Source organism: Paenibacillus sp. YYML68, from assembly GCF_027923405.1.
GTDB lineage: Bacteria > Bacillota > Bacilli > Paenibacillales > NBRC-103111 > Paenibacillus_G.
In genome coordinates this window covers 3,446,901-3,470,538 of the sequence record NZ_BQYI01000001.1, presented here as the reverse complement: position 1 = coordinate 3,470,538, position 23,638 = coordinate 3,446,901, and the positions used below count along the sequence as shown (strand labels likewise).

At 54.8% G+C, this 23,638-nt stretch carries 21 protein-coding genes and 1 riboswitch; of the genes, 9 read left to right on the top strand and 12 right to left on the bottom strand.

From position 1 onward, the window contains the following. Positions 1-52 precede the first annotated feature (52 nt). The 4 genes from PAE68_RS15760 to PAE68_RS15745 all read left to right on the top strand — a co-directional run bounded on the left by PAE68_RS15760 (position 53) and on the right by PAE68_RS15745 (position 3,626). A complete protein-coding gene (locus PAE68_RS15760; protein ID WP_281888462.1) occupies positions 53-2,098 on the top strand; it encodes an allophanate hydrolase in 2,046 nt (681 codons plus the stop codon). Positions 2,099-2,342: 244 nt separating this feature from the next. Then, positions 2,343-2,930, top strand: a complete 588-nt coding sequence (locus PAE68_RS15755) for a TetR/AcrR family transcriptional regulator (RefSeq protein ID WP_281888461.1) — start codon at positions 2,343-2,345, stop codon at positions 2,928-2,930. Positions 2,931-2,943: 13 nt separating this feature from the next. Continuing rightward, entirely contained in the window at positions 2,944-3,312 is a 369-nt protein-coding gene (locus PAE68_RS15750; RefSeq protein ID WP_281888460.1) for a DMT family transporter, read from the top strand. After that, positions 3,312-3,626 (top strand): DMT family transporter, encoded by a 315-nt coding sequence (locus PAE68_RS15745; RefSeq protein ID WP_281888459.1) that lies wholly within the window; start codon positions 3,312-3,314, stop codon positions 3,624-3,626. Before PAE68_RS15750 ends, PAE68_RS15745 begins: the two co-directional genes overlap by 1 nt. Positions 3,627-3,722: 96 nt before the next feature. Here PAE68_RS15745 and PAE68_RS15740 read toward each other — a convergent pair whose 3' ends face one another. Continuing rightward, positions 3,723-5,051: an APC family permease gene (locus PAE68_RS15740; protein ID WP_281888458.1), complete on the bottom strand. Its 1,329-nt coding sequence runs from the start codon at positions 5,049-5,051 to the stop codon at positions 3,723-3,725. A gap of 67 nt (positions 5,052-5,118) precedes the next feature. Next, a riboswitch (guanidine-I (ykkC/yxkD leader) is annotated at positions 5,119-5,224 on the bottom strand. 345 nt (positions 5,225-5,569) lie between these two features. Here PAE68_RS15740 and PAE68_RS15735 point away from each other — a divergent pair. Then, positions 5,570-6,502 carry a manganese-dependent inorganic pyrophosphatase gene (locus tag PAE68_RS15735; RefSeq protein WP_281888457.1) on the top strand — a complete coding sequence of 311 codons (933 nt, stop codon included), beginning with the start codon at positions 5,570-5,572 and terminating at the stop codon, positions 6,500-6,502. 675 nt (positions 6,503-7,177) lie between these two features. Here the strand turns inward: PAE68_RS15735 and PAE68_RS15730 are convergent. The 4 genes from PAE68_RS15730 to PAE68_RS15715 form a co-directional block, all read right to left on the bottom strand. Beyond that, positions 7,178-7,321: a hypothetical protein gene (locus PAE68_RS15730; RefSeq protein WP_281888455.1), complete on the bottom strand. Its 144-nt coding sequence runs from the start codon at positions 7,319-7,321 to the stop codon at positions 7,178-7,180. 79 nt (positions 7,322-7,400) lie between these two features. Then, entirely contained in the window at positions 7,401-9,293 is a 1,893-nt protein-coding gene (locus PAE68_RS15725) for a TRAP transporter permease (RefSeq protein ID WP_281888454.1), read from the bottom strand. Continuing rightward, positions 9,283-9,897, bottom strand: coding sequence for a DUF1850 domain-containing protein (locus PAE68_RS15720; protein WP_281888452.1), 615 nt, complete (start codon positions 9,895-9,897; stop codon positions 9,283-9,285). The genes PAE68_RS15725 and PAE68_RS15720 overlap by 11 nt, the downstream gene beginning before the upstream one ends. Then, positions 9,897-10,868, bottom strand: coding sequence for a TAXI family TRAP transporter solute-binding subunit (locus PAE68_RS15715; RefSeq protein WP_281888450.1), 972 nt, complete (start codon positions 10,866-10,868; stop codon positions 9,897-9,899). The genes PAE68_RS15720 and PAE68_RS15715 overlap by 1 nt, the downstream gene beginning before the upstream one ends. A 217-nt stretch (positions 10,869-11,085) precedes the next feature. Here PAE68_RS15715 and PAE68_RS15710 point away from each other — a divergent pair, with 217 nt between their 5' ends. Further along, complete coding sequence (locus PAE68_RS15710; protein ID WP_281891102.1) at positions 11,086-11,646, top strand: SLOG family protein; 561 nt, start codon at positions 11,086-11,088, stop codon at positions 11,644-11,646. A gap of 50 nt (positions 11,647-11,696) precedes the next feature. Here PAE68_RS15710 and PAE68_RS15705 read toward each other — a convergent pair whose 3' ends face one another. From PAE68_RS15705 to PAE68_RS15680, 6 genes are all read right to left on the bottom strand, one after another. Next, on the bottom strand, positions 11,697-11,918 hold the full coding sequence (locus PAE68_RS15705) for a hypothetical protein (protein ID WP_281888449.1): 222 nt from the start codon (positions 11,916-11,918) through the stop codon (positions 11,697-11,699). A gap of 86 nt (positions 11,919-12,004) precedes the next feature. After that, entirely contained in the window at positions 12,005-12,883 is an 879-nt protein-coding gene (locus tag PAE68_RS15700) for an HNH endonuclease (RefSeq protein WP_281888448.1), read from the bottom strand. A gap of 122 nt (positions 12,884-13,005) precedes the next feature. After that, positions 13,006-13,899 (bottom strand): hypothetical protein, encoded by an 894-nt coding sequence (locus PAE68_RS15695; RefSeq protein WP_281888446.1) that lies wholly within the window; start codon positions 13,897-13,899, stop codon positions 13,006-13,008. A 138-nt stretch (positions 13,900-14,037) separates the two neighbouring features. After that, the gene (locus PAE68_RS15690) at positions 14,038-14,562 is read right to left on the bottom strand and encodes a TetR/AcrR family transcriptional regulator (protein WP_281888445.1); all 525 of its coding nucleotides are present in this window, start codon (positions 14,560-14,562) and stop codon (positions 14,038-14,040) included. 153 nt (positions 14,563-14,715) lie between these two features. Continuing rightward, positions 14,716-15,153 (bottom strand): hypothetical protein, encoded by a 438-nt coding sequence (locus PAE68_RS15685; protein ID WP_281888443.1) that lies wholly within the window; start codon positions 15,151-15,153, stop codon positions 14,716-14,718. 75 nt (positions 15,154-15,228) lie between these two features. Next, on the bottom strand, positions 15,229-16,887 hold the full coding sequence (locus tag PAE68_RS15680; protein WP_281888441.1) for a putative bifunctional diguanylate cyclase/phosphodiesterase: 1,659 nt from the start codon (positions 16,885-16,887) through the stop codon (positions 15,229-15,231). Between the two features lie 240 nt (positions 16,888-17,127). Between PAE68_RS15680 and PAE68_RS15675 the strand changes: the two genes are divergently transcribed. Both PAE68_RS15675 and PAE68_RS15670 read left to right on the top strand, forming a co-directional pair. Next, the gene (locus PAE68_RS15675; protein WP_281888440.1) at positions 17,128-19,251 is read left to right on the top strand and encodes an LTA synthase family protein; all 2,124 of its coding nucleotides are present in this window, start codon (positions 17,128-17,130) and stop codon (positions 19,249-19,251) included. A 218-nt stretch (positions 19,252-19,469) separates the two neighbouring features. Beyond that, positions 19,470-20,627: an IS4 family transposase gene (locus tag PAE68_RS15670; RefSeq protein WP_281882888.1), complete on the top strand. Its 1,158-nt coding sequence runs from the start codon at positions 19,470-19,472 to the stop codon at positions 20,625-20,627. 213 nt (positions 20,628-20,840) lie between these two features. Here the strand turns inward: PAE68_RS15670 and PAE68_RS15665 are convergent, their stop codons facing one another. Continuing rightward, positions 20,841-21,824, bottom strand: a complete 984-nt coding sequence (locus PAE68_RS15665) for a hypothetical protein (protein WP_281888438.1) — start codon at positions 21,822-21,824, stop codon at positions 20,841-20,843. Positions 21,825-22,007: 183 nt separating this feature from the next. On the opposite strand from PAE68_RS15665, the gene PAE68_RS15660 reads away from it, so the two are divergent. After that, positions 22,008-23,501, top strand: a complete 1,494-nt coding sequence (locus PAE68_RS15660; RefSeq protein ID WP_281883767.1) for a transposase — start codon at positions 22,008-22,010, stop codon at positions 23,499-23,501. The last annotated feature ends 137 nt before the right edge of the window (positions 23,502-23,638 follow it).

Below are 23,638 nucleotides of genomic sequence, written 5' to 3'. Positions count from 1 at the left end.
AGAGCGCTGGACTTGGCTTACCGGGGGTTATACGAGAAGGAGGGTGCGTTGGATGACTATGGAACGAAATGCGGCTTCAGGTGAAGCGGTATTGGCGAATGCGAGCAGCTGTATTGCGTCAGGAGACGGTGAGGCGGCGGTCGGCGCTCTGCTGACGATTGATCGATTGCGTGAGCAGTACAGTCGTAAGGAGGTGACGCCTCAGGCTGTCATCGAAGCGATTATCGAGCGTGCGGCTGAGGAGGCGGATTACCATATCTGGATTACGCCACCAGATCTGAGCTTCATTCAGCCTTATCTGGATCGGCTCGCTGAGCTCGATCCGAACGATGCGCCGCTATGGGGAGTTCCGTTCGCGATCAAGGATAATATCGATCTGGCCGGGGTGCCGACGACAGCGGCTTGCCCAGATTATGCGTACACACCAGACCGCCATGCGGCTGTGGTGGAGCGGCTGATTGCGGCAGGAGCGATCCCCGTCGGCAAAACGAACCTCGACCAGTTCGCCACCGGACTGGTCGGCACGCGCAGTCCTTACGGCGAGACGCGCAACGCGCTCAAGCCGGAGCTCATCAGCGGCGGCTCCAGCTCCGGGTCCGCCGCAGCCGTTGCGCGCGGACATGCCGCGTTCGCGCTCGGCACTGATACGGCCGGCTCGGGTCGCGTGCCGGCCGCACTGCACGGGCTCGTCGGCTACAAGCCGAGCCTCGGCGCTTGGTCCACGCGGGGCGTCGTGCCCGCGTGCGCAAGCTTGGACTGTGTGACGGTATTCGCACACAGTCTCGCGGATGCGCTGGCCGTCGATGCGGCCGCGCGAGGGGTGGAGGCGGCGGACCCGTGGTCGCGCGCCATTGCTTCTCCGGCTGCGGGCAAGCGCCTGCCGCAGCGGGTGTGCTTGCCGCGCGAGCCGCTCGCCTTCTACGGCCCGTACGCCGAAGGCTACCGGGCCGCGTGGGAGGCTGCTGTGCGCAGGCTGGAGCTGCTTCATGTCGAGCTGTCGTATATCGACATGAGCTGCTTCACGAAGGCGGCCGCCTTGCTCTACGAGGGGCCGTGGGTGGCCGAGCGATGGGCCGGACTCGGGGCCTTCGTCGAGGCGAATCCGGACTCCGTGTTCCCGGTGACGGAGCGAATTCTACGCACTGGCGCAGCCTCGGAATGGACGGCAGCCTCGCTGTTCCAGGCGATGCACCAGCTGCAGGCGTATAAGCAGGAGGCGCGGCTGCTGCTGGCTGACGCGGTGCTCATGCTGCCCACGTGCGGCGGCACGTGGAGTCGCGAGGCGGTGCGTCAAGATCCGGTCGGCACGAATCGGGCGATGGGGCAATACACGAACCATTGCAACCTGCTTGATCTATGCGCTGTCGCTATACCGACTGGAGAAGCGGCTGAAGCGGTACCGTTCGGCGTGACGTTGTTCGCGCTGTCGGAGCATGAGGGGCTGATCTGTGCAGCCGCCGAGCGAATTGTGGAGCTCGACATGGCCGACGCAGCCGACCGCGCTATGCCGCAGGCTACGCCCGATGCAGCCGACCGCGCTATGCCGCAGGGTACGCCCGATGCAGCCGACCGCGCTATGCCGCAGGGTACGCCCGATGCAGCCGACCGCGCTATGCCGCAGGGTACGCCCGATGCAGCTGACCGCGCTATGCCGCAGGGTACGGCAGACGCCGCAGCTGATCGCTGCAGCGACGTACCGACCACGCTAGTCGCGGTGTGCGGGCTTCACATGCGCGGCTTCCCGCTCGAGCAGCAGATGCTCGGGTGCGGTGCGCGGTTCGTAAGCGAGGCGCTCACTGCCGCGACGTACAAGCTGGTGAAGCTGTCGACGGTGCCTGCGAAGCCGGGTCTAGTGAAGCTCGCTGCAGGAGGAGCTGCCATCCAGCTTGAGCTGTGGGCGATGCCGCTCACTTCGTTCGGCGGCTTCGCAGCAGGTATTCCGGCGCCGCTCGGCATCGGCAAGGTGGAGCTTGCGGACGGACGTGAGGTGTCGGGCTTCGTCTGCGAGGCGTATGCGGCCGAGTCGGCCGAAGACATATCGGCCTTCGGCGGCTGGCGCAGCGCGATGAAGGAAGCTGCGGCGATGCCGGGTCAATAGCAGCTTTTAGGGGAGGAAGGACCCTGCTCACTCAGAGTTATTCATGGTTCGGATGGGTCACTGAACGGCCTGAACGGTTACTCGAAGCTGATCTCTAACGAGGTCAGCTTTTTCCTATGATCAGTGCTATGATCACAATCCACCTGCCAACAGCCGACAGAGGGAACGGCTTCAGCTATTGTCATGTGCATCAGCTTATGCTTTAATGAAACTGACGAACGTTCGTAAGTGGAGGTGTGTGCTCATGACGATCACTGCGGTGAAGATCCGCGAGGTCGCGCTCCGTCATTTTGCTCTTAACGGCTATGAGGGCGCTTCGCTTGCGCATATTTCAGGCGAGGTTGGCATGAAGAAGCAATCGCTCTATAACTACTTCAAGGGCAAGGATGATCTGTTCCTTGCGGTATTTCAGGATACGGCGGCGCGGGAGATGTTCTTCGTCGAAGACTACGTGACACGCAGCAGCCTGCTCCCGCTGGAGCAGAGGCTTTATGGCTTTCTGGACGAATACAGCAAGCGATGCCAGCAGGACGAGGATACGAAGTTCTTTTTGCGAATGGCATTTTTTCCACCGGGTCATCTAAGGTCAGACATCGTTGACTACTGCAACCGCCATCTTGATCGTATGTCCGCGTTGCTGGAGCCTATATTCGAAGCGGCGTTGGTCGCTGGCGAGATGCACCCGGACGTGTCGGTCGAACGCGCATGCGCTGCCTATACGGCGGTGCTGGATGGACTATTTGTCGAGATGCTGTACGGCGGCCTGGAGCGCTCCCTCAAGAGGCTTGACGGCTCCTGGTACGTGTATTGGCGAGGAATTATGAACAGGTAGAGGGGGGAGAAACGTGAATCGCAGCTGGATATTAATTTTCATAGGCGCGATCTTCGAGGTCGTCTGGGTTGCGGGGTTCAAATACGCGAATGATCTGCCTACGTGGTCGGTGACGATCGCTTCGCTTGTCATCTCGTTCTACCTCATAATGGCAGCCACGGCGAAGCTTCCTGTCGGTACAGTGTACGCTGTATATACGGGTCTTGGCACGGCAGGCACGGTGCTCGCGGAGATGGTTCTGTTCCATGAGCCGGTGCAGGTGATGAAGCTTCTTCTCATTGGGGTGCTGCTTATTGGAGTAGCTGGACTGAAGCTGAATGACGTCTCGTCCGCGTCCAGAACTGCACCGAGTTCTGTTAGCACCAGAGAGGGGGATGCGTGATGGCGTGGCTTGTGCTCATTATTGCAGGCTTGTTCGAGGTTGTCGGCGTGATCGGCATGAACCGGATGAAGCGTGATCGCAATGCAGTCGCATTCCTTGTCTTTAGCGTTGGACTCACGATAAGCTTCCTAGGCTTAAGCTTTGCGATGCAGAGTATTCCGATGGGGACGGCATACGCCGTATGGACGGGGATCGGCACAGCGGGCGGCGCGCTCGTCGGCATGCTTTTTTTCGGGGAGTCACACGATCGCAAGCGAATTCTGTTCATCGGGATGGTGCTCACAGCGGCAGTCGGCTTGAAGCTCATCAGCTGATAGCTCACCGCGCTACTCGATCTACCCGCATGCGAAAAAAAAGGCACGCCTGAACGGCGCGCCCTCCTTACTGCTGTAGCAACACTCGGCGCTCGATTACGACTGCTCCTGCTGTGCCATGCGCTGCGAGGTTCTTATGCTGCGCAGCTGCTTCGCGTGCTTGGCGATATAATACAGGATGCCGAGAACGAGCCAGATCGAGCCCATCATGAGCGAGTTCGAGTCGAGCAGCGACAGCAGCCAGCCGATGAAGCCGGCCCCCGTGAGCGGGAAAATCAAGTACAGCCACGTCTCCTTGAAGGAGCGCTTGCCGTCACGGATGTAGCACTGTGCGATGACCGCAAGGTTGACGAAGATGAAGGCGACGAGCGCGCCGAAGCTGACGAACTTCACCGCTGTCTCCAGATCGATCGCGAGTGCGATTAAGGAGACGGCGCTGACGATGAGAATGTTCAGGACAGGCGTCTTGAACTTCGGGTGCAGGAAGCCGAACATCCGCTTCGGAAGCACGTTCTCCCGGCCCATGACGAACAGCAGGCGCGATACGCTCGTCATCGACGCTAATCCTTGCGTGAAGATCGCTAGAATAAGGACGACCATGAACAAGGACGACAGGGCGGCGCCTCCCACTAGCTTGACGATCTCAAGACCAGCTGAATCGATGTTCGTAAATGTGACATTCGGATGCACGAGCTGTGTCAAGTACGATGGTACGAGGTACAGCACCACAGCGGTGCAAATGATAATAAGAATGGCGCGCGGGATCGTCTTCTCAGCCTGGATCGTCTCCTCAGCCATCGTCGTGATCGAATCGAAGCCGAGGAAGCAGAAGCAGATGATCGAGGCTCCAGCGAGCAGTGCGGGAAGCGGCACGGCGGTCTGCAGCAACGGCTCAAGCGGCTGTACGTCAGGCGTGACATTACGCAGCAGCATGAAGCTGAATATGGCGATGAACGCTATTTGGATCCAGACGAACACCTTGCTCAGGTTGGCCGAGAAGTTAATGCCGATGATCGTCACAATCGCCAGCGTCACGTTGAGAGCGATCATCCACACGTAGGCCGGGATCGATGGGAACTGAGCATGAATGTACAACCCGAACGTCAGACAGGCTATGAGTGGCGAGAAGAAATAATCGAGCAGCAGCGCCCAGCCTACGAGGAAGCCGACGATCGGATTCATGCTCTTCTTTACATATGTATAGGCAGAGCCTGATGTGGAGAAGCGCTTCGCCATAATGCCGTAGCTTAATGCGGTGAAGAAGATGGCGAGGAACGCGAGAGCGTACGCTTGGGTCAGCATGCCGCTGGACGCTTCCGAGGCGATTCCGTATACGGAGAAATAAATCATCGGCGTCATCCACGCCAGACCGAGATAGACAACGTGGGAAAGCTTCAAGGTTCGTTTGAATGTAGTCTCTTGCATATGCTTCAATCCCTTCGGCTATAGGTTTTGGAAATAAAATAAGCCCGGGAGATCTCTTTATCAGATGATCTCCCGGGCTTTTGTCCCTCCGTGAACACAGCGGTACCGGCTGTGCGTTTTCTCTCGGACCAGTCCAGGCGCGTGTGGCCTGCGGAACCCTAGAAAACTTGGTTATATGATGTTGTGTGAGACTTAACGCCTCTTCGTGTTATATAACTTAACATAAGTTTGCTCGTTTGAAAACAATTATTTTGTTGTTCAGGTCGGCGTGTGTCTGTTATTCAAGTTTTAGTGTCATGAATAATGACATTAGATTTTATCGGTACATATGAATAATCGCAGTGACATCCTATCCGGTTTCATCGTTGCGCGGTAGTTTGCGGCTGTGTTTGCCGCATTGTTTGCGGCTGATCTCGCGGCTGTGCTTCACTGCATTTTGCGTATGGATAGGCATTTGTTTCTATGGTATACTTTTCTCTGCTGAATCAAATTCGAATACGTAAGGAGATTTACCATCCATGGACAAAACGCTTATTTTCGGGCATAAAAACCCGGACACTGATTCGATCTGCTCGGCTCTTGTGTATGCCGACCTGAAAACAAAGCTTGGTCAAAACGTAGAAGCTGTGCGCCTCGGCGTCGTCAGCAGCGAAACGCAATTCGTGCTGGACACGTTCAAGGTTGCAGCGCCGCGTCAAGTTGACACGGTTGCGAATGAAGCGAAGAACGTTATCCTCGTTGACCATAACGAGCGTCAGCAGAGCGCGAGCGACATCGATCAGGTGCGCGTGACAGAGGTTATCGACCATCACCGTATCGCGAACTTCGAGACGAGCCATCCGCTCTACTACCGTGCGGAGCCTGTAGGCTGCACGACTACAATCCTGAACAAGCTGTACAAGGAGAACGGCGTTGCCGTTGAGAAGGAGATCGCAGGTCTGATGCTGTCCGCGATTATCTCCGATACATTGCTGCTCAAGTCGCCAACTTGCACAGAGCAAGACGTGGCTGCCGCTCGTGAGCTTGCTGACATCGCAGGCGTGAACCTCGAGAGCTACGGCCTTGACATGCTGAAGGCGGGCGCGAACATGCTGGAGAAGACGGTTCCTCAGCTGATCTCCCTCGACTCCAAGGAGTTCCAGATGGGCAGCTACAAGGTTGAGATCGCTCAGGTGAACGCGGTAGACACGAACGATGTGCTCGGACGTCAAGCGGAGATCGAGGCTGCGCTGAACAACATCATCGCTGAGAAGAACCTGGATCTGTTCGTTTTCGTTGTAACCGATATTTTGAACAACGACTCCATCGCGCTGGCGCTCGGACGTGCAGCGAACGCAGTGGAGAAAGCGTACAATGTAACGCTTGCTGACAACAAGGCTGTGCTGAAGGGTGTTGTATCCCGCAAGTCGCAGATCGTGCCTGTGCTGACAGACACACTTGCTGCAATGTAAGCTGAGCTGAATACATGAAGCTGGCTTGAAGCTTCGCCGCGCTGTCGCGGCGGAGCTTTTTGTAGTTGCGGCGTGCCTAGCTAAGCACGTATCTACTAGCCGGTGCAAGTTCCGGTCGCGGGAGGGGCACTCGAAGAATGATGAGAAAAGACTACCGGCATTAGTGAACTGCATCTCCAATTGTTAGATAGTGCTTAACAATTGGGGTGCAGTTTACATTAGCCAGTGGTCTTGTATGGGGATTTAGCATCACCGTCAGCAGGCGATCTACGTCGGGCAAGGTGAACGAAGGGTGGGAGGGGTGGAGGGGGGCTAGGTGTAACGGAACTCAGCGACCTTATTCGGTCGATTCGAGTCGCTTTGGGGTTCTAACGGAACTCAGCGCCGTTATTTGATCATAATGAAGGTGATATGAGCTATAAACCGGGAAATAGCGTCACTGAGGTCCGTTATCGCTCGTAAAGGCTCCTTTTTCGCAGAATAAGGTCTTGTAGTTCCGTTAGCGTCGTGCGGCGTAGCCGCATGCTGTGCGAAACAGCGACACGCGCCGCAGCAGGGCACACTGCCGGCGCGGCCTGCCCGGTGCCATAGCGCGCCGCCACTGCTGAGCCCGCGCCCATGGCCGCAGGCTCATCGCCACGGCACGCGCCCTCTGCTGCCCGCCGCTCAGCGATATTACTTCTCGCTCTCGCTTTCGTCGATCGGCTCGACGGACAGCTTCATGTCGCCGGGCCCGTCGTGATCGAGCACGAGCTTGACCTGCTTCGACTGGCCTGATTTCGGGTCGTATGAAGTGATCGTTTCCTTCTGCTCATCCATGGTTTAACACCTCCGATCCTATCGTGCGCTGAAGTGGGACGTATTATCCGAACGTCCTCATCACTATTCACTGCTCAACCTATCGTGATTCATCGCTCTGCTGCGAACTCTCCGAGCGCACCTCCGCTCTCCGCTTCAGCATAAGCTGCAAGCCGAGCAGCAACGCGAGCAGGCCAAGCCCCGCTGCATCGCTCCAGAGCCCCGGCACGATGAGCAAGAGGCCTGCTCCTACCGACAGCAGCCGCTCGGGCGCGCTCATTGCTCTTACGCCGTAGCCGATCATCCCGCACGAGACGCCAGTCATGCCGATGAGCGCTGTGACGGTTACGATGAGTGCCTCGTGCCACGTCGTGTCGATCAGCAGCAGCTGCGGTGAGAAGACGAAGATGAACGGAATGATGAAGGCCGCGATGGAGATGCGCGTCGATTCCAGGCCGGTGCGCATCGGCCTTGAGCCCGCGATGCCGGCGGCGGCGAAGGAGGCGAGAGCGACAGGCGGTGTAATATCGGCAACGATACCGAAGTAGAAGACGAACATATGTGCGGCGAGTATCGGAACCGGGGTGTCGAGTGCGAGCAGTGCCGGTACGGCGATGGTGGACGTAATGATATAGTTGGCGGTCGTTGGAGTGCCCATGCCGAGCAACAGACACGCGAGCATCGTCAGCAGCAGCGTCGGCAGCAGCATGCCGCCGGAGAGGCCTATGAGGCCGTTCGCGAATTTCAAGCCGAGTCCGGTCAAGGTGACGACACCGACGATCATGCCGGCGCATGCGGTTGCGGCGATGACGCCGAGTGTATGGCGCGCGCCGTCCTCCAGTGCGTCGAGCACACGGCGCACAGACATGCGGGTCGCCTTGCGCACAGCACCGACGGCGATGACCGACACGATGCTGTAGATCGCCGCGCGGATCGGGGTCATCCCCGTCATGAGCAGGCCGATGATGACGATGATCGGCGTGAGCAGGTACAACTTATGCAGCACGTCGCGCGTCTTCGGCAGCTCCTCTGGCTTCATGCCCCGCAGGCCGAGTCGCTTCGCCTCGAAGTGGACCATAATCCAGATGCCTGCGAAGAACAGCAGCGCAGGAATCAAGGCCGCCAGCGCCACGCTGGAATATGGGATGCCGGTAAATTCGGCCATCAGGAACGCAGCTGCGCCCATAATGGGCGGCATAATTTGACCGCCGGTGGACGAGGACGCTTCGACGGCTGCTGCGAACTCCTTGCGGTAGCCGAGCTTGCGCATCAGCGGGATCGTGAACGAGCCTGAGGTGACGACATTCGCGACCGAGCTGCCGCTGATCGTCCCTTGCAGCGCGCTCGAGAAGACGGTCACCTTCGCTGGCCCGCCTACCTGTCGTCCTGCGACGACCATGGCGAGATCGTTGAAATATTCACCGACTCCTGTTCGATCGAGGAACGAGCCGAACAGAATGAACAGGAAGATGAAGCTCGCTGACACCGCAATCGGGGTGCCGAGTATACCCTCCGACGTGAAATACATATGGCTGATCAGCCGCTCGATGGAGATGCCGCGATGCTGCAGGAAGCCGGGCATGTAGTCGCCAAGCAGCGCGTACAGGAGGAATACCCCTGCAATGACCGTAATCAGTACACCGACAGCGCGAATGGAGGCGAGCAGCACGAGTGCAATGGCAATACCGCCGACGACCATGTCGACAGCGGTATAGCTGCCCGCCCGTACGAACAGCGACTCGAATTGCAGCAACCAGTACAGCCCAGCCCCGATGGCTAGCGCAGACAGCACGATGCTTAGCGAGCGTCCGCCCTTTTGCATAACAGTGGGTGGATAAATGAGGAAGATCAAGGCAAGTCCGAACGCCAGATGGATGGCACGGTGCACCTGATCCGGGAACGGCGTCATTAAGGAGGCGTACAGCTGGTAGACAGAGAACACGACAGCGAAATAATAGATGAAGCTCTTCGGTATCGTTCGGTTAACGGTCAACGTTCAGCACTCCCTTCAGCTTCATGGATAGAGTCTTCTTCACCTCGAAGCGGAGCACGATGCCCGGACGGCCTAGACTGGCTAACGGGATCGAGTCTCCTTGTACGATAAGCCGATGGCCGGCGGCGACCTGTCCGACCGCGAGCTGGAACGTTCCGAGCACTCGGTTCATTCGGTCGAGGATCATCGAGCCGTCCTCCAGTCGGAACTCGGCAGCCCCTTCTGCTTCCGACGGATTGCCGACGCCTAGCGACTCGTAGCGCAGCTGATCGAGCACGATGCGTCCGCTCGCATCGATATGGAACGTCTCGCGCATCGGCGTCCGGTGGACCGAATGTGTATATTCAAGGGCGAACGGCTCCCCGACCGCGACGGACCGACGCAGCACGACACGTCCGCTGTCCACATCGCGCAGCACAAGCCCAACCTCTGCGGATGGTGCAGACGGACCGCTGACGAGCCAGCTCAGGGCGAGCAGGGTGGAGGCGAACAGACCTGCAGCGGCAACCACAGTCATGGCCGACCAAGAGCGAGAGGCAACGGTTCCATGGATGGACAAAAGGCGGCGGGAACGTCCCCGCCGCCGCTCGCGGTGCTGCACCATTAGTTCACGTAGCCCTTCTCCTTGTAATACTTCAAGGCGCCAGGATGCAGCGGAATGCTGATGCCCTTCACCGCATCCTCTGCCTTCATCTCCTTCGCCTTCGTATTAATCGCAACGAGCGCATCGGTATTCTCATACAGCGCCTTCGTCATGTCGTACACGAGTCCCTCGGCGAGCTCGGCGCGGACCGTGAGTACCGCCTTGACAGCTACTGTCGTCACCTCAGCGTCCTGCTTCGGATACGTGCTCGCTGCAATGGTCTGCTCGACATAGAACGGATACTTGTCGATCAGCTTCTTCACGCCTTCTTTATCGAGCGTTAGAATGCGTACTCCCTTCGTCGCCGCCAGCTCGTTAACTGCAGCTGTAGGCGCTCCGGCGGTAATGAAGGCAGCGTCCAGCTGGCCGTCCTGTATTTTTTTGGCCGAATCGCCGAACGACAGACGCTCAGTGCCCATATCGTCGAAGGTGATGCCGTAAGCCTCGAGAATTTGTCTCGCGTTCGCCTCCGTGCCGCTGCCTGGCGACCCGACGGATACTTTCTTGCCCTTCAGCTCGCTCACGCTCTGAATGGAGCTTCCTTCCGCGACTACAATCTGAACCGTCTCCAGATACAGTCCGCCGATTGCATTAAGGTTATCGACCTTGCTATCCTTGAACATTTCGATCCCCTTATGGGCGTAATCGGCGATGTCGCTTTGGGTGAAGGCGAGATCGACTTCCTTTTTACTCAGCAGCCTCATGTTCTCGACGGAAGCGCCGGTCACTTGAGCCGTCGTATTGACGCCTGCCTTCTCCTTGATCACATTCGCCATGCCTCCGCCAAGCGGATAGTACGTTCCGGCCGTTCCACCTGTTGCCAAGATCAGACTGGAAGGACGATCCTCCTGCTTACCGCCTGCTGCGCAGCCGCTTAGCGTCATGCCAGCCAGTATGATCATCAGCATCCATATCCACCCTTTTCTCTTCATCGTCGCTCTCCTCCTTGAGATTGTAGATTGCCATCGCTTCTCGGATGTCAAGCTCAGCGTGTATGCGGGTTTATCCTACTTTATGGACATCAGGCGCGCTTTAGAATGCGGGACGAGCAATTCGGCTCGGTTCATTGTGAGGGTTGGGGCACATATGGTAACCTGAAGCTTGGACGATTGGTGCGAGAGAACAGTAGGAGAGAAGAGTGTGACCACGATGAAGCGAATGCTGATTACGGGATATAAGGCGTCGGAGCTCGGGATTTTTTCCAATAAGCATCCAGGTGTTCCGATCATTAAGAAGGCGATCCGGCGAAGGCTGGAGGAGGCGCTGGAGGAAGGACTCGAATGGGTCATCGTCAGCGGTCAGTGGGGAGTGGAGCTGTGGGCAGCGCAAGCGGTCATCGAGCTGAAGGCTGATTATCCGCAGCTGCAGCTGGCGGTCATTACGCCGTTCCTCGAGCAGGAGGAGAACTGGAGCGACGATAAGAAGGAGCAGTACCAGGAGGTGCTGCGGCGGGCCGATTATACGAAGAGTGTGACCAATAGCAAATATGTTGGGCCGTGGCAATTCGCGGAGAAGAACAAGTTTTTGCTGAAACATACAGATGGCTTGCTCATCGTGTACGACGAGGAGAAGGAGGGCTCGCCGCGCTATATGCTCAAGCAAGCGGAGCAGCAGGCCGCTGCCCGCCATTACGTCATTCGTACCATTACGGCGTTCGAGCTCGAACAGGCCGCGGAGGAAGAGCAGCAGCACGATTACGGCTTCGAGTAAGAGTAATCACAGGCCTATAGCCCGCGTTGACTATCATGCTTGCCCAGTCATCAGGATCGGGCTTGGCGGGAATTGTCCTGAAGCTGGGCTCGCAACTCCTGCAGCTGCTGCTGAACCGCTTCCCTCTGCCTCGTATTGCGCTCAATCGTTTCCTTCAGCTGCGCACGGTTCTCGCGGATCGACTCCGCGATCAGGTGATTATGTTCCATCATAATGTGAGCGAGTTGTCTCAGCTCCTGAGTTCTCAGCGTTAGCTTTAAACGTTGTCTCATGATGATAACACTCCTTGTGAATTTTTACTGGGCTGGCACAGCTCGTGAATAGGAAAGGCACAACCTCGGAGGAAATATAGTGAGCATTAATCGGGTCTGAGCTCGACCGAGTGTGCTGGATCATGAGAGTCGTCATGGCCCGACTGAATGAACTCCTCGACGCTCTGACTCGCCTTGCTCTGATTGCACTCGTTGCAGGCGCAAACACAGTTGACCGGCGTCGTATGACCGCCCTTGGAGCGGGGGAGCAGATGATCGATCGTATTGCCGAATTGGCCGCAGAAGTGGCACGTATATGCATCGCGAGTCAAGATGTACTGACGGAACGACTTGTTGCTGTACAAGCGCTTGACCGTATATCGGTTCACCACGACGGCGGCGAATTCATTGACGAGCGTGACAGCTGTCTCCAGATCCGTTTCCTGACGCCACCGTCGACCCTTGTCCGTACGTCCGAGCATCCACAGGACCCCTTCACGTGTCGGTCGCAAAATCGCCGCATCCGGTCCCTTCGGACGCGGCGGCGGCACAGGCAGCGGCCGATGCTGCAGCAGCCTCGGCCGAGCTTCGGCTTCGCCAGCAGCCGCATCCTCCGGCGGCGCAGGCACAGCGTGGAGCCCTAGCGGCTTCGCGGGCTCCCTCATCGGCGGCTTCGCCGCATCCGGCTTGGCGCGCTCCGTCGAGGGCTTCGCCGCATCCGGCTTGGCGCGCTCCGTCGAGGGCTTCGCCGCATCCGGCTGGAGCGCCTCGTCCACGGCCGAGGCGCTCCGCTGCTTGCGGCAAGTCCGGCACGCGCCGCGCCGGGATGCCTTGCCGGCGCGCTTGCCCGTGCGCCGCAAAAATTCACCAATCGGCTTCACCAGCTTGCAGTGGGCGCACAGCTTCACGGCTGCGCGCTCCACCGAAGCAGGCTCGGGTAGGCTCTCGGACTCCTGCGATTCGCTATGCTGCTGATCTTGTTCCACGGATGCTCACCTCAGGTCGTCTCTGCATATCGTTACTCATATCTTAATTGTAACGAAAAACGAACGGATAGCAAACCCGTTCGTTTACATTATTATTAAATTCACAAGCGGTGCTGTTCATCCTACGACGATGCCGGGAGCTCGGGCTGCTTCGAGGAAGTGCGGCTTCGAGCAAGCAGCAGCACGACGCGCACCGTGACCGCCCCCCAGGCGGCAAGCAGCACATACAGCGGAGCATTCAGCGGCTCAGTGAAGTCGAGCAAGGAGCGTCCCAGCGCGGTCGGCAGCACCGAGTACATCGACAGCAGCAGCCAGAGCGAGCCTGCCGCATGCACGTAGCGAAGCGGCTGGACATCAGGAAGGCGCAGCAGCAGCAGAGCGAGCACAGGCACAGCCTGCAGACCGTGGAAGCCGAGGAAGTGGACGCCCATAATGTCGCCTTGCTCCCCGATGTAACGTCCCTGAATGAGAGCCATCCATACGCCCGACCCGAAGCCAGCCATCGAGGAGAGCAGACCGTAGCGAATGCCGAGCACGAGCAGCGGGTTCGTACGATACGACTTTGCGGTGAAAAATTGTGCCGTCAGCCATACATACATGAGAATGACGAAGCCGAACAGCGCGCCGTAGACGATACCAGGCAATACGTGCGTGAGGAAGGGGCCTTCGTTGAAGCGCGGGTCAAGTCCGCGGAACACTTGAATGATCTCGACCGGGAAGGCATAGTAGGCGGGTACAGCGAGCACACGCTGGAACCAGGTGCGGGTACGGACGGTAAGCCCGGTCAATGGGAGCACAAGTCCTGTCGTGGCCAGGAATAGACCGAATGCGAAGCACAGCGACGCAGCTCTGACGATCTCCAGCTCAGCGGGGAACAGCAAGCCGAGTTGCTGGAGCAGCAAGCAAAGGTAGCATAGAGCGCCCGATACTAGGCCGACAAGCGCCATTTGATACACCATGCGCTCATCGGAATGGAGCAGCGCACCCTTAACCCTCGTAACAGCAGCATTCAACATCGTAACAACATCCTCTCATATTATTTATCAATAAATAAATGAACCCGCAAAAAAAATGCTTCAAGTGCTGGGACCGCCCGATCCGTACGGAGCCGGGCCGCATGCATAGACATACAGCCGACCTCCGATAATGACAGCTCAATCGTTGCACCAAGGCAGCAGACGAGGCAGGCCGACTGTCTCGGACAGGGCGATGACGAGCCCGCTGCCAATGAAGCTGCTGGCTCGAACTCCCGGCTGCTCGATGCCTGCTGCCGCGAAGCGCTGTCTGACCGTATCGTAGACGAGCTCGAACACTTGCCGGGTATACTCCCGAACTGGCGGCTCTGGCGTTGCGAACGACATCATGACGAGCATAATCTCATGACGGTTCGTCTCGAGCAGTCGGGCGAACGCTTTACCCATCGCCTCATGCAGCCGATCAGGCGGAGCCTCTACCGACGTGAAGGCGTGCATGAGGTGCTGGGACGCTTGCTCCAGTACGGCCAAGTACAGCTGCTCCTTGGACTTGAAGAAGTGGAAAATGTACGGCTGCGTCACGCCAACTTGTCTGGCGACCTCGGCTGTCGTCGTCTTGTAGTACCCAAGCTCCGCAAAGAGGGCGGCCGCTGCCTGAATGATCTGCAGCCGCCGATTGTGGGCGGCTTCTTCCTTGGATGGCATGTGTGTCTCCTTTCCGCTTGCTCAACCTCATTTATTGATCAATAAATAAAATATACGACGAGTTCCAGAGTATGTCAAGAGGCACGTGCTCGCGCAGCAAAAAGACCTGTGCGCACACAGGTCCCAGCTTTGCTGCTTCACGGATCATCGTCGCTATACCGGTATTTTTTTCGCGGAATTGAAATATTTCAAAAACTCAACGAGATGATGAAATTTGTACAAGTAGTCGGCAGCGGTCCCGAAGAAGGGCTCGGCGCTAATGACTTGATGTAGCTCCCACGATCTGGAATACAGCTGCTTGAGGACGGCTTCCTCTCGCTTCGGCTTGTGCAGGTCCATACCGTGCGAGAGCTCGAACGCTTCGACGATCATGCCCCGGTAATAAGGGAATATATCGACGGACCCTGGTATACGCTCCACATAAGCAAGTCCTGTGTACTCATAGGGAAGCCATAATAAGTTGGTCTTGCGATCCTCCAGCTGAACGGTATGGGCCAGGCCGTGGTGCAGGGAAACAGGCATCGGATAATTTTGAATGTGATTCGACTTGACTTTATCCCAGAATAGCTCTAAGAAATTCGCCTCATACACGACCGTTCACTCCAGTTAAGAAAAAATTCATCGTTCAGCATTACTAGTGTACCATGTGATCGGTCGAGACGGAAGTCATGCCTTGACGAAATTCGACATGAATTCCAGCTGGGCCTCGAGCTTCTGCAGCTCCAGCGGCCTACAGATCAAATATCCTTGCACGAACGGACAGGACAGCTCGCGCAGCCGGAGCAGCTGCTCCTCCAGCTCGACGCCCTCGGCGACGACCTGCAGCTTGAGCGCGCTTGCCATCGCAAGGATGGCCGAAATGAGCGATTGGTTCATATGATGGATGAAGGAGCGGTCGATCTTAAGCTTGTCGATCGGCAGCGACGTCAGCATGCTCAGCGACGAGTAGCCGGTGCCGAAGTCATCGAGCGTAATAGTGAAGCCGAGCTCACGGACGGTTTGCAGAATGCGCTGCACACCCTCGATATGATGAATGACCATGCTTTCTGTAATTTCTAGATCGACATCGGATGGGTTCACCTGCGCCGCCAGTACAATGCTGTGCAGCCGTTCGATGAAGCCTTCCTCATGCAGCTGCCGCCTCGATATGTTGACCGACATCTTAAATGGCTCACCGAACAGCGTCTTCAGGTGGGATAAGTCGCGGCAAGCTTGCCGAAGCACCCAATCGCCGATCGGAATAATGAGTCCTGTGTCCTCAGCAACCGGGATGAAGTCGGCGGGCGATACCGAGCCGTACAGCGCACTCTCCCAGCGCAGGAGCGCCTCAGCGCCGACAATACGATTCGAGGTGCAGTCGTAGATCGGCTGGTACGCAAGTCTCAGCTCATCACGCTCGATGGCTGTCGCGAGTGCAAGCTCATATTTGAATTTAACCAGATGATCATACCTCGAGCCCGATTCGAAAATGTGGTACCGTCTTCGCCCCTCGCCCTTCGCTCGATACAGCGCAATGTCGGCATGCTTCAATAGTGTATGGATCTCTTCGCCCTGCGTATTAACCGCGACCCCGATGCTGACGCTGATGTTCATGTAGCGGTCCTGCAGTCGGAATGGCTCGCGGAATGCATCCAGTATGCGCTCGGCGGCAGCCTCCGCAGACTCCTTCGGTGAATGAGCGGCCACAATGAATTCGTCTCCGCCTAGCCGCACGAGCGTGTAGCTGTCCTCGAACCGATCGCGCAGACGTCGCGCCGCCTCGATGAGCAGTGAATCTCCGATGTCGTGTCCGAACGTATCGTTGATGTTCTTGAAGTGATCGAGATCGAGCAAATAGACGACCGCAGGCTGAACGACAAACTGAAACAAATATCGCCGGTTGTACAGCTGGGTGACCTCGTCGTGATAGGCGTAATGATGAAGCGTCTCCTCCATGCGCTTACGCTCGGTCGTATCGCGGGTGACGCACACGATTTGGGTGATCCGTCCTTGCTCGTCCATAATCGGAGTCAGAATGCTCTCTCCGCTTAACAGGCCGTTCGGCAGCCGCACACCGTCCTCGAAGCGCAGGCTTGTTCTTTCCCTCAGCACCCGGGAGTACTTCTGATGAAGGAAGGCCGCCATCTCCGGCTCGTTCGTGTCGAAGAACGTACGGCCGGCATGCGCCATCGAGATGCCGCTGAACAGCGTCGCTGCCCGGTTCACGAAGACGTAGCGGAATTGCTGCTGCGGATCGACCTCCATCACGTAGATCGAGTCCTGCATGTCAACGAGGAGTCGGGTGAGCAAGGGGTGAAGCTCGTTATGATATGGATGTATATTCAAGGCTGCGACTCCTTTGCACCGTTCATTGCGCTCTGCGGCAGGTCCAATCCGGACCGCGCGTCAGAGTAATTACATTTATTTTAGCATAAGGAGCAGCAGTCGACATCATTGTTGTATTCATGAAAAATTATCCAGTTCTGTATTAATAAAATTTTAATACGACATCATACACAAACGGTTGATATATGCTATACTAGTGCAAGTTGTTTACAATAAATTAATATAAGTGTGGGGATTTATATGGGAGAATTACAGCTTACCTTACGCTCATACGGACGTCAGACGGTTACCCGCCTGCCGCTCTTGCTATGGTCCCTATGGACGGTACTGCTCGTTGAGGTACTGAGCCGTGGACAGTGGGGAGAGACGTTCGGATGGACATTCAGCGCGATTCCCGAGCTCGTGTTGAACGGATTCGTGGTGCTCGGCCTGATCATGCTCTTAACGGCGTTGACCGCTAGCGTGCGGTTATCGTTCTGGCTCGTATCTACGTGTTGTCTTGCGTTCGGCTTAGTAAGCGGTGTCAAGCTTGAAATATTGGGCGTCCCCTTTCTTCCTTGGGATCTGCTGCTGACGAGCGAAACGAAGGATATGACGCCATATATAAGCGGCCTGCTTAATTTCCAGGTGATCTCGGCGTTCGTCGTGTTCATTGTGATTAGCCTCCTGCTTATCTACAAGCTGCCGAAGGTGACGCTCAGGCTGAACTGGAAGCATCGGTTGACGATGGCGCTTGCTTCATTGCTGCTGCTCGTGTCGATCTATAATGACGGCGCGGTGTCGCTGAAGAAGCTGGCGAATGTCGAGAATATGGCATGGGATCAGACGGAGAACGTGCGCACGAACGGATTTTTGCTAACGACGATGATGAATCTGAAGTTTCTGTCCCTGAAGGAGCCTGAAGGCTACAGCGAGCAGACCATTCGGGGAATCACAGGCTCGGTACCGAAGGAGGTCGCTGCCGAGAGCGCGGTGAAGCCGAACATTATCGTAGTGCTGAGCGAATCGTTCTGGGATCCGACACAGATGAAGAACGTGACGTTCAGTCAAGACCCGATCCCGTTCTATCGCTCGCTAGCGGAGAAATATACGAGCGGTACGATGCTGTCACCGCAATATGGAGGCGGTACGGCGAACGTTGAATTCGAGGTGCTCACTGGTAACTCGATGCGCTTCCTGCCGCAAGGCTCCATTCCGTATAATCAGTACGTAGACCGCGGCATCGATTCGATCGCGAGCATACTTGCTCGTCAAGGCTATGCGACAACGGCGATTAACCCGTTTCATAGCTGGTTTTATAACAGCAAGACGGTGTACGAGAACTTCGGCTTCTCCAAGTACGTATCTCAGGAATTTTTCGAGCCGGATTATGCCGGTCCTTATTTGTCCGATCGCTCGGTAGCGAAGCATATTATTAAGGAGCAGGAGAAGTCGGACGGTCCTGATTTTATTTTTGCCAATACGATGGAAAATCATTATCATTATTACCCGGGAAAGTTTAAGGAAAATACGATCCAAGTGTCCGGCGTGGAGGGTGAGACGAAGGGCTTGCTGGAGACGTTCGCGCAAGGATTGCTCGGTGCAGATGCGATGCTTAAGGAGCTTGTGACGCATTATGAAGCGAAGGGCGAGCCGACGATGATTGTCTTCTTCGGAGATCACCTGCCGAGTCTGGGTGAGAATTATCAGGCGTACAAGGATGCAGGTTACTTGAAGGAGCAGGATCCGGAATTTTTGAACAAGATGTACCGGGTGCCTGTGCTCGTATGGGACAATTATTTGCCCCGGAAGCGGGAGCATCTGAGCATGAGTCCTTCATTCCTGAGCTCTTATGTGCTTAAGCAGGCCGAGCGTCCAGGCACTTATTATACCGATTTCTTATACCAATTATCCCAGCGTACGCCGATTATTCCGCCGACCAACTTATATGAGTCGATGAACATCCAGACCGAGGCGCTGAAGGCGTATGAGCTGCTGCAGTACGACATTATATTCGGCAAGCAGTACGGCTACGGTGATATCAAGCAATCGATCAAGAATCCGAATTATGTGATCGGCACCGGTCCGATGCGGATTGATTCGGTCGCTGTGGAGCACGCTGCGGATGGCTCTATGCTGAGCGTTCGCGGTGTGGAGCTGCCGCCGGGGGCGATTGTGCATGTGAATGGACAGCCGGTCGAGACGAAGCGCAACGATGACTCGGGCGAGCTCGAAGCGAAGCTTGTAGAGCCGGTGAAGTCGGAGACCGATACGGTTCAGGTCGAGGTTGTCGTGAAGGATTCGAGAGATAAGATTGTCGTAAAAACGACGCCGTATGCGCTCGCTGCCGCCGAGCTCGGCACGAAGCTCGCGGAGCGGCAATAGAAGGGAACAAGAATGGCTGCTGAGTCTGTTGCTCGGCAGCCATTTGCTTATGCGATTAGATATAAGTCGAATCAGTAGCGTTGCATAAAAACTAACACGCGAACAGATTGGACAAATTGTGCTATTATTGTAATAAATAGGTCGTACTCTGTAACAAAAAACTCCTAAAATTAGGGTAACAGGTAGCCCTGTCCAAATCCCTAACTTAGGAGATACGCATGGACAAGGATACACTATTTTCTGCATTTGGTAAATGGGTTGCACCAATAAATCCAAACATCATCCCGAATTGGCAAAGCACGACTACGCTCGACCGTTATGTGAAAAAGCTCGACACCTTAGTCTTTCTGTACATCTTCATCGAAGCACAGTTAGAGAAGCGAAAGGGTCTTCGTTCCATCATGCGAAAGCTGGAGCACGACGAGGAATTTCAAAAGCAACTCGGCATTGCTTCGATCAGTGCATCCCAGTTGTCCCGTAAAAATAATCAACTGGACCCAGAAGTACTTCAAGCCATCCTTTGTAATCTCATTACACAGTTGCATCGAGATGCTAGGCCGATATCAGGGCGCATCGGAACGGTCAAGATTATAGACTCTTCTACGATCAGCGTTTGCCTACAGCGGTATAAATGGGCGACTTTCCGAAAAACGAAAGCAGGCGTGAAACTGCACCTGCGAGTGGCATTTGCTGACCCCGACCATGTTTATCCGGATAAGGCAGTGGTTACGCCTGCAAGGCCCGCAGACCGCAGCCAAATGGACGTCCTGATCGATGAGTCGGACGTCACGTATCTGATGGACCGCGGGTATCTGGACTACGGCAAATACGACAGTTACTGCGAGCGTGGCATTCGATTCGTATCACGATTAAAGGACAATGCTGTTGTCGAAGAAGTGGAAGAACTTTCGGTGAACACAGATTCAGACATCATCCGCGATGTCAAAGTCGTGCTAGGCAAAGCTCACAAGCGCATGCAGCACCCCCTTCGTATGATCGTCACCACAGACGGTCGCGGTAATGAGGTCCGTATCATTACGAATCGGTTCGACCTGACGGCAGAAGAGCTTGGTGACCTGTATCGTAGCCGCTGGCAGATCGAGATGTTCTTCCGGTGGGTCAAGCAGAACCTGAAGCTAACCTGTTTTTACGGTGACAGCGAGAACGCAGTGATGAATCAGATTTGGATCTGTTTAATTGCATACTGCTTGCTGCTGCTTATGAAGCTAGAACTGGGAACGAGTCGAACGTTAACGGAACTCATTGAGGCTTTGAAAGAACTCATGTGGCAACCGTGGCTGAGGATGGTCGCAGCAGTAGAGCGAAAACCAAGTCGAACTTCGAGAGGGCGACAGAAGAAACAGAAAGACCAGTAAGTCGCCTAAGTCGAAAAAAAACCAATCATCAACTTGAAAAGGATGAATATTACAAATGGACAGCAACTGCCTGTTTCAGGGGTACCCCGTAAGTTTTTGGCCCTTGGAATTTGAAAACTAATTTCTGAATATTCCACCATTTTAGATGTCATGATTTATGCAACGCTACTGAAGTCGAATTCGAAGTATTGTTTCCGATTTCTACTTGCTCGGTTATGGATTCTCGCTGTATTCATTCACTTCGAAGGCTTCGATCTTGCTGTAGGCGATATAATCCTTACGACTTAAAAACTTGGCGAGGTTATAGTTTTTATTGAACACATAATATTCATACCCGACTCCATTCTCGCGGTTGCTGTACCAGTGGATAAAGTCATTCACGACAGACATCGGTACATCGTACTCTTTCTCAAGGCCGCTGTCTAACGTAATTACAAGCAGGGCCCGATTCAAGATGGGAGCTGTTGGTTTAGCCGATGCCTCATTCGAATGGACGCTCTCTCCATACGAGTTCACGGCTGTGACTACATAATAGTAGGTCGTTCCATGAGTGACGGCAGTGTCAGAGTAGGTGGTACCAGTAACGTTGGTTGCGATGGACATATAAGGGCCGCCTGCTGTTGTAGATCGCTTGATGTGATAGGACGTTGCCGACGAGGACGATGTCCAGCTTAAATTGTTTTTCGAAATATCACTTTGAGCGATCAGTGTAGGTTCGATAGGAGCTTGCGGTGCATCTGTATCAAAGGAATTTATCGTGAGATATTGGGTGGTGTTATTGATGAATTCTATTGTGTGCTCTCCATATGCTAGTCCGGTTTTCTCGTAGGACAGGCGAGGCCCAGAGACACTAGGTCCATATTGTGAGATCGTATCGACTACAACACCATCGATTTTAACTGTTATAGATTTAGAGAAAGACGTCCAGGTAGTTGCCAGAAGTCTAAATTTAGAGCCCACAAAATTGATTTTGATCTTAGCTCCACTCGTTCCATTCTGCTGGGTATATACTTTATTAGATGATACATAATGCCAACCTGTCCCCTCATATGTGATGAGATCGGAGGTATAGCTGTATCTTTGCCATCCGGGTTCGGGACTTTCAAGAAGTTGTCCCATTGTAGCGGCAAAGCTGGAAGACGCGAAACTTACATACAAGGCAAAACTAAAGATAAGTACGAGCAACTTTTTCAACATAAATCTCTCCCTCAAATGTTATATTCATGAATTCCATATAATTAATCATGACCTATGCAGTTGAAGTAATTAACTGGTAGCATCTCAATCCAAAAAAAACACTTGACTTTTGAAAAACGGCCTAATAATTGCGAAGGATACCTTTTCACGAGGTATATCTTCTAGATAACAGGTGGTTTTCCAATGTCAGCGTTACAAAAACCGAGATTCAAACAATTAAACCATGGAGAGTGCGCAGGCGCACCCATACTGAAAAGCTTGTGGGAGCGGTTTGACCTTTCCCTCCTGCTCACACAATCCGGCATGATGAAAAGAAGCGGTACTCCGTCCTGGCTCATCTGCTTTCTGTATGTGATTGGCCTTGTCAGTAACTGCTCGTCTGTCGTTCAAATGGCGAGACTGGCCGAGCAAGATGCGCTTCTTAAAGTGATGTTCCAGCCATGGAAGCTTGCTCAGTATACGATGAGTCGGTTTCTCTCGAGCCCCTTCGCATGGACTACCTTTGGCAAAAAGCGAGTAGCAAGGCTTCAGCAGGATGAAGTCACTCGCCTGCAGGATGGGGATGTGATCAATCTGGACGATACGCATCTAGCTCATCCTTATGCCAAGCAGCTTCCTTTTTTAAGCTGGTTGTATGACTCGTCTAAGAAGACTTATGTGTGGGCGATGAATGTGGTCGTTCTTCAGGCCGTACTTCACAGCGGACTTGAATATCCGTTGTTTTACCGCGTATGGCACAAGTCTGAGCAGAAGAACGAAGGCTTGTCAAAGATCGATTTGGCCAAGCAAATGCTCTTGATGCTACGCGAATCGGCGACCTGCCGTCTTTGGGTTGCGATGGATCGCTGGTACTTGTGTAAAGGCTTCTTCGCCTTTCTCGAAAAGCATCAATTTGACTGGGTAACAAAGGCTAAACGCAACACGGCATTATTTCGTAAGGTCATCGAGCCTTGTACGGGTAGGGAGCGGTACGTTCCTGTGACCCCGATCATGCTCATCCGGGAAGTGTACGGGCAACTGGTTGCCGAGGGTGCGTCAGGACTGGTTTCACTTGCGATTCCTGACATCTACATGAAGCAGCCGCATCCTGTAACGAACCGCAGAGGCAAGCAAGTCAACAAGCAGCGCTATGTACAAATTGCCGCTGTAGCCGCCATGCGCTTAAAGGAAGACGATTCCGAGTTGCTCGAGACGGAGGAGGAAGCCCCCGCGACTTACAAGGGTGCCTACCTGCTCATCAGCAACCGCTTCGATGCGCCTGAAGAAGCCTTGCGTACTTACGTGAAGCGTTGGCGGATCGAGGTGTTTTTCCGTACGGCCAAGCAGGAGCTAGCCTTGGAGAAGTGTCATTCCGAAACTGAAGCCCATCACCATGCACACTTCGAATTATTGTTTACGGCCGAAACGTTGCTGTCCGTTGCTCTATACGAATTAAACAAAGAAAAAACGAGTGATGAAGGCTACACCCACGGCGAAATGGTTCGTGGCCTCTTCCACACTCGTTGTCAGGTCCGCATGTCACACCACAAAGGGCAACAGCGAATCTACATCGATTGTGACACACATGTACAGCAGTTTGCAAGACTTATTGATTTATTTTGGCCGGAGCATTATCGGATGGTTCTTTGGGTTGCGCATCATCCGATAAACTACCAGACCTTACCACGAAGTGCATAGGTCATGAATTAATAACACAAGAATAAGTCTTTAGTCCAAACATTAATTTGAAAATTTTGTAAAATGTGTAGTATGAATGCTAATGAAAATATGATTTTTGTAGTTCTTAAGATTCGATATTGTGTATGCTAGTAAAA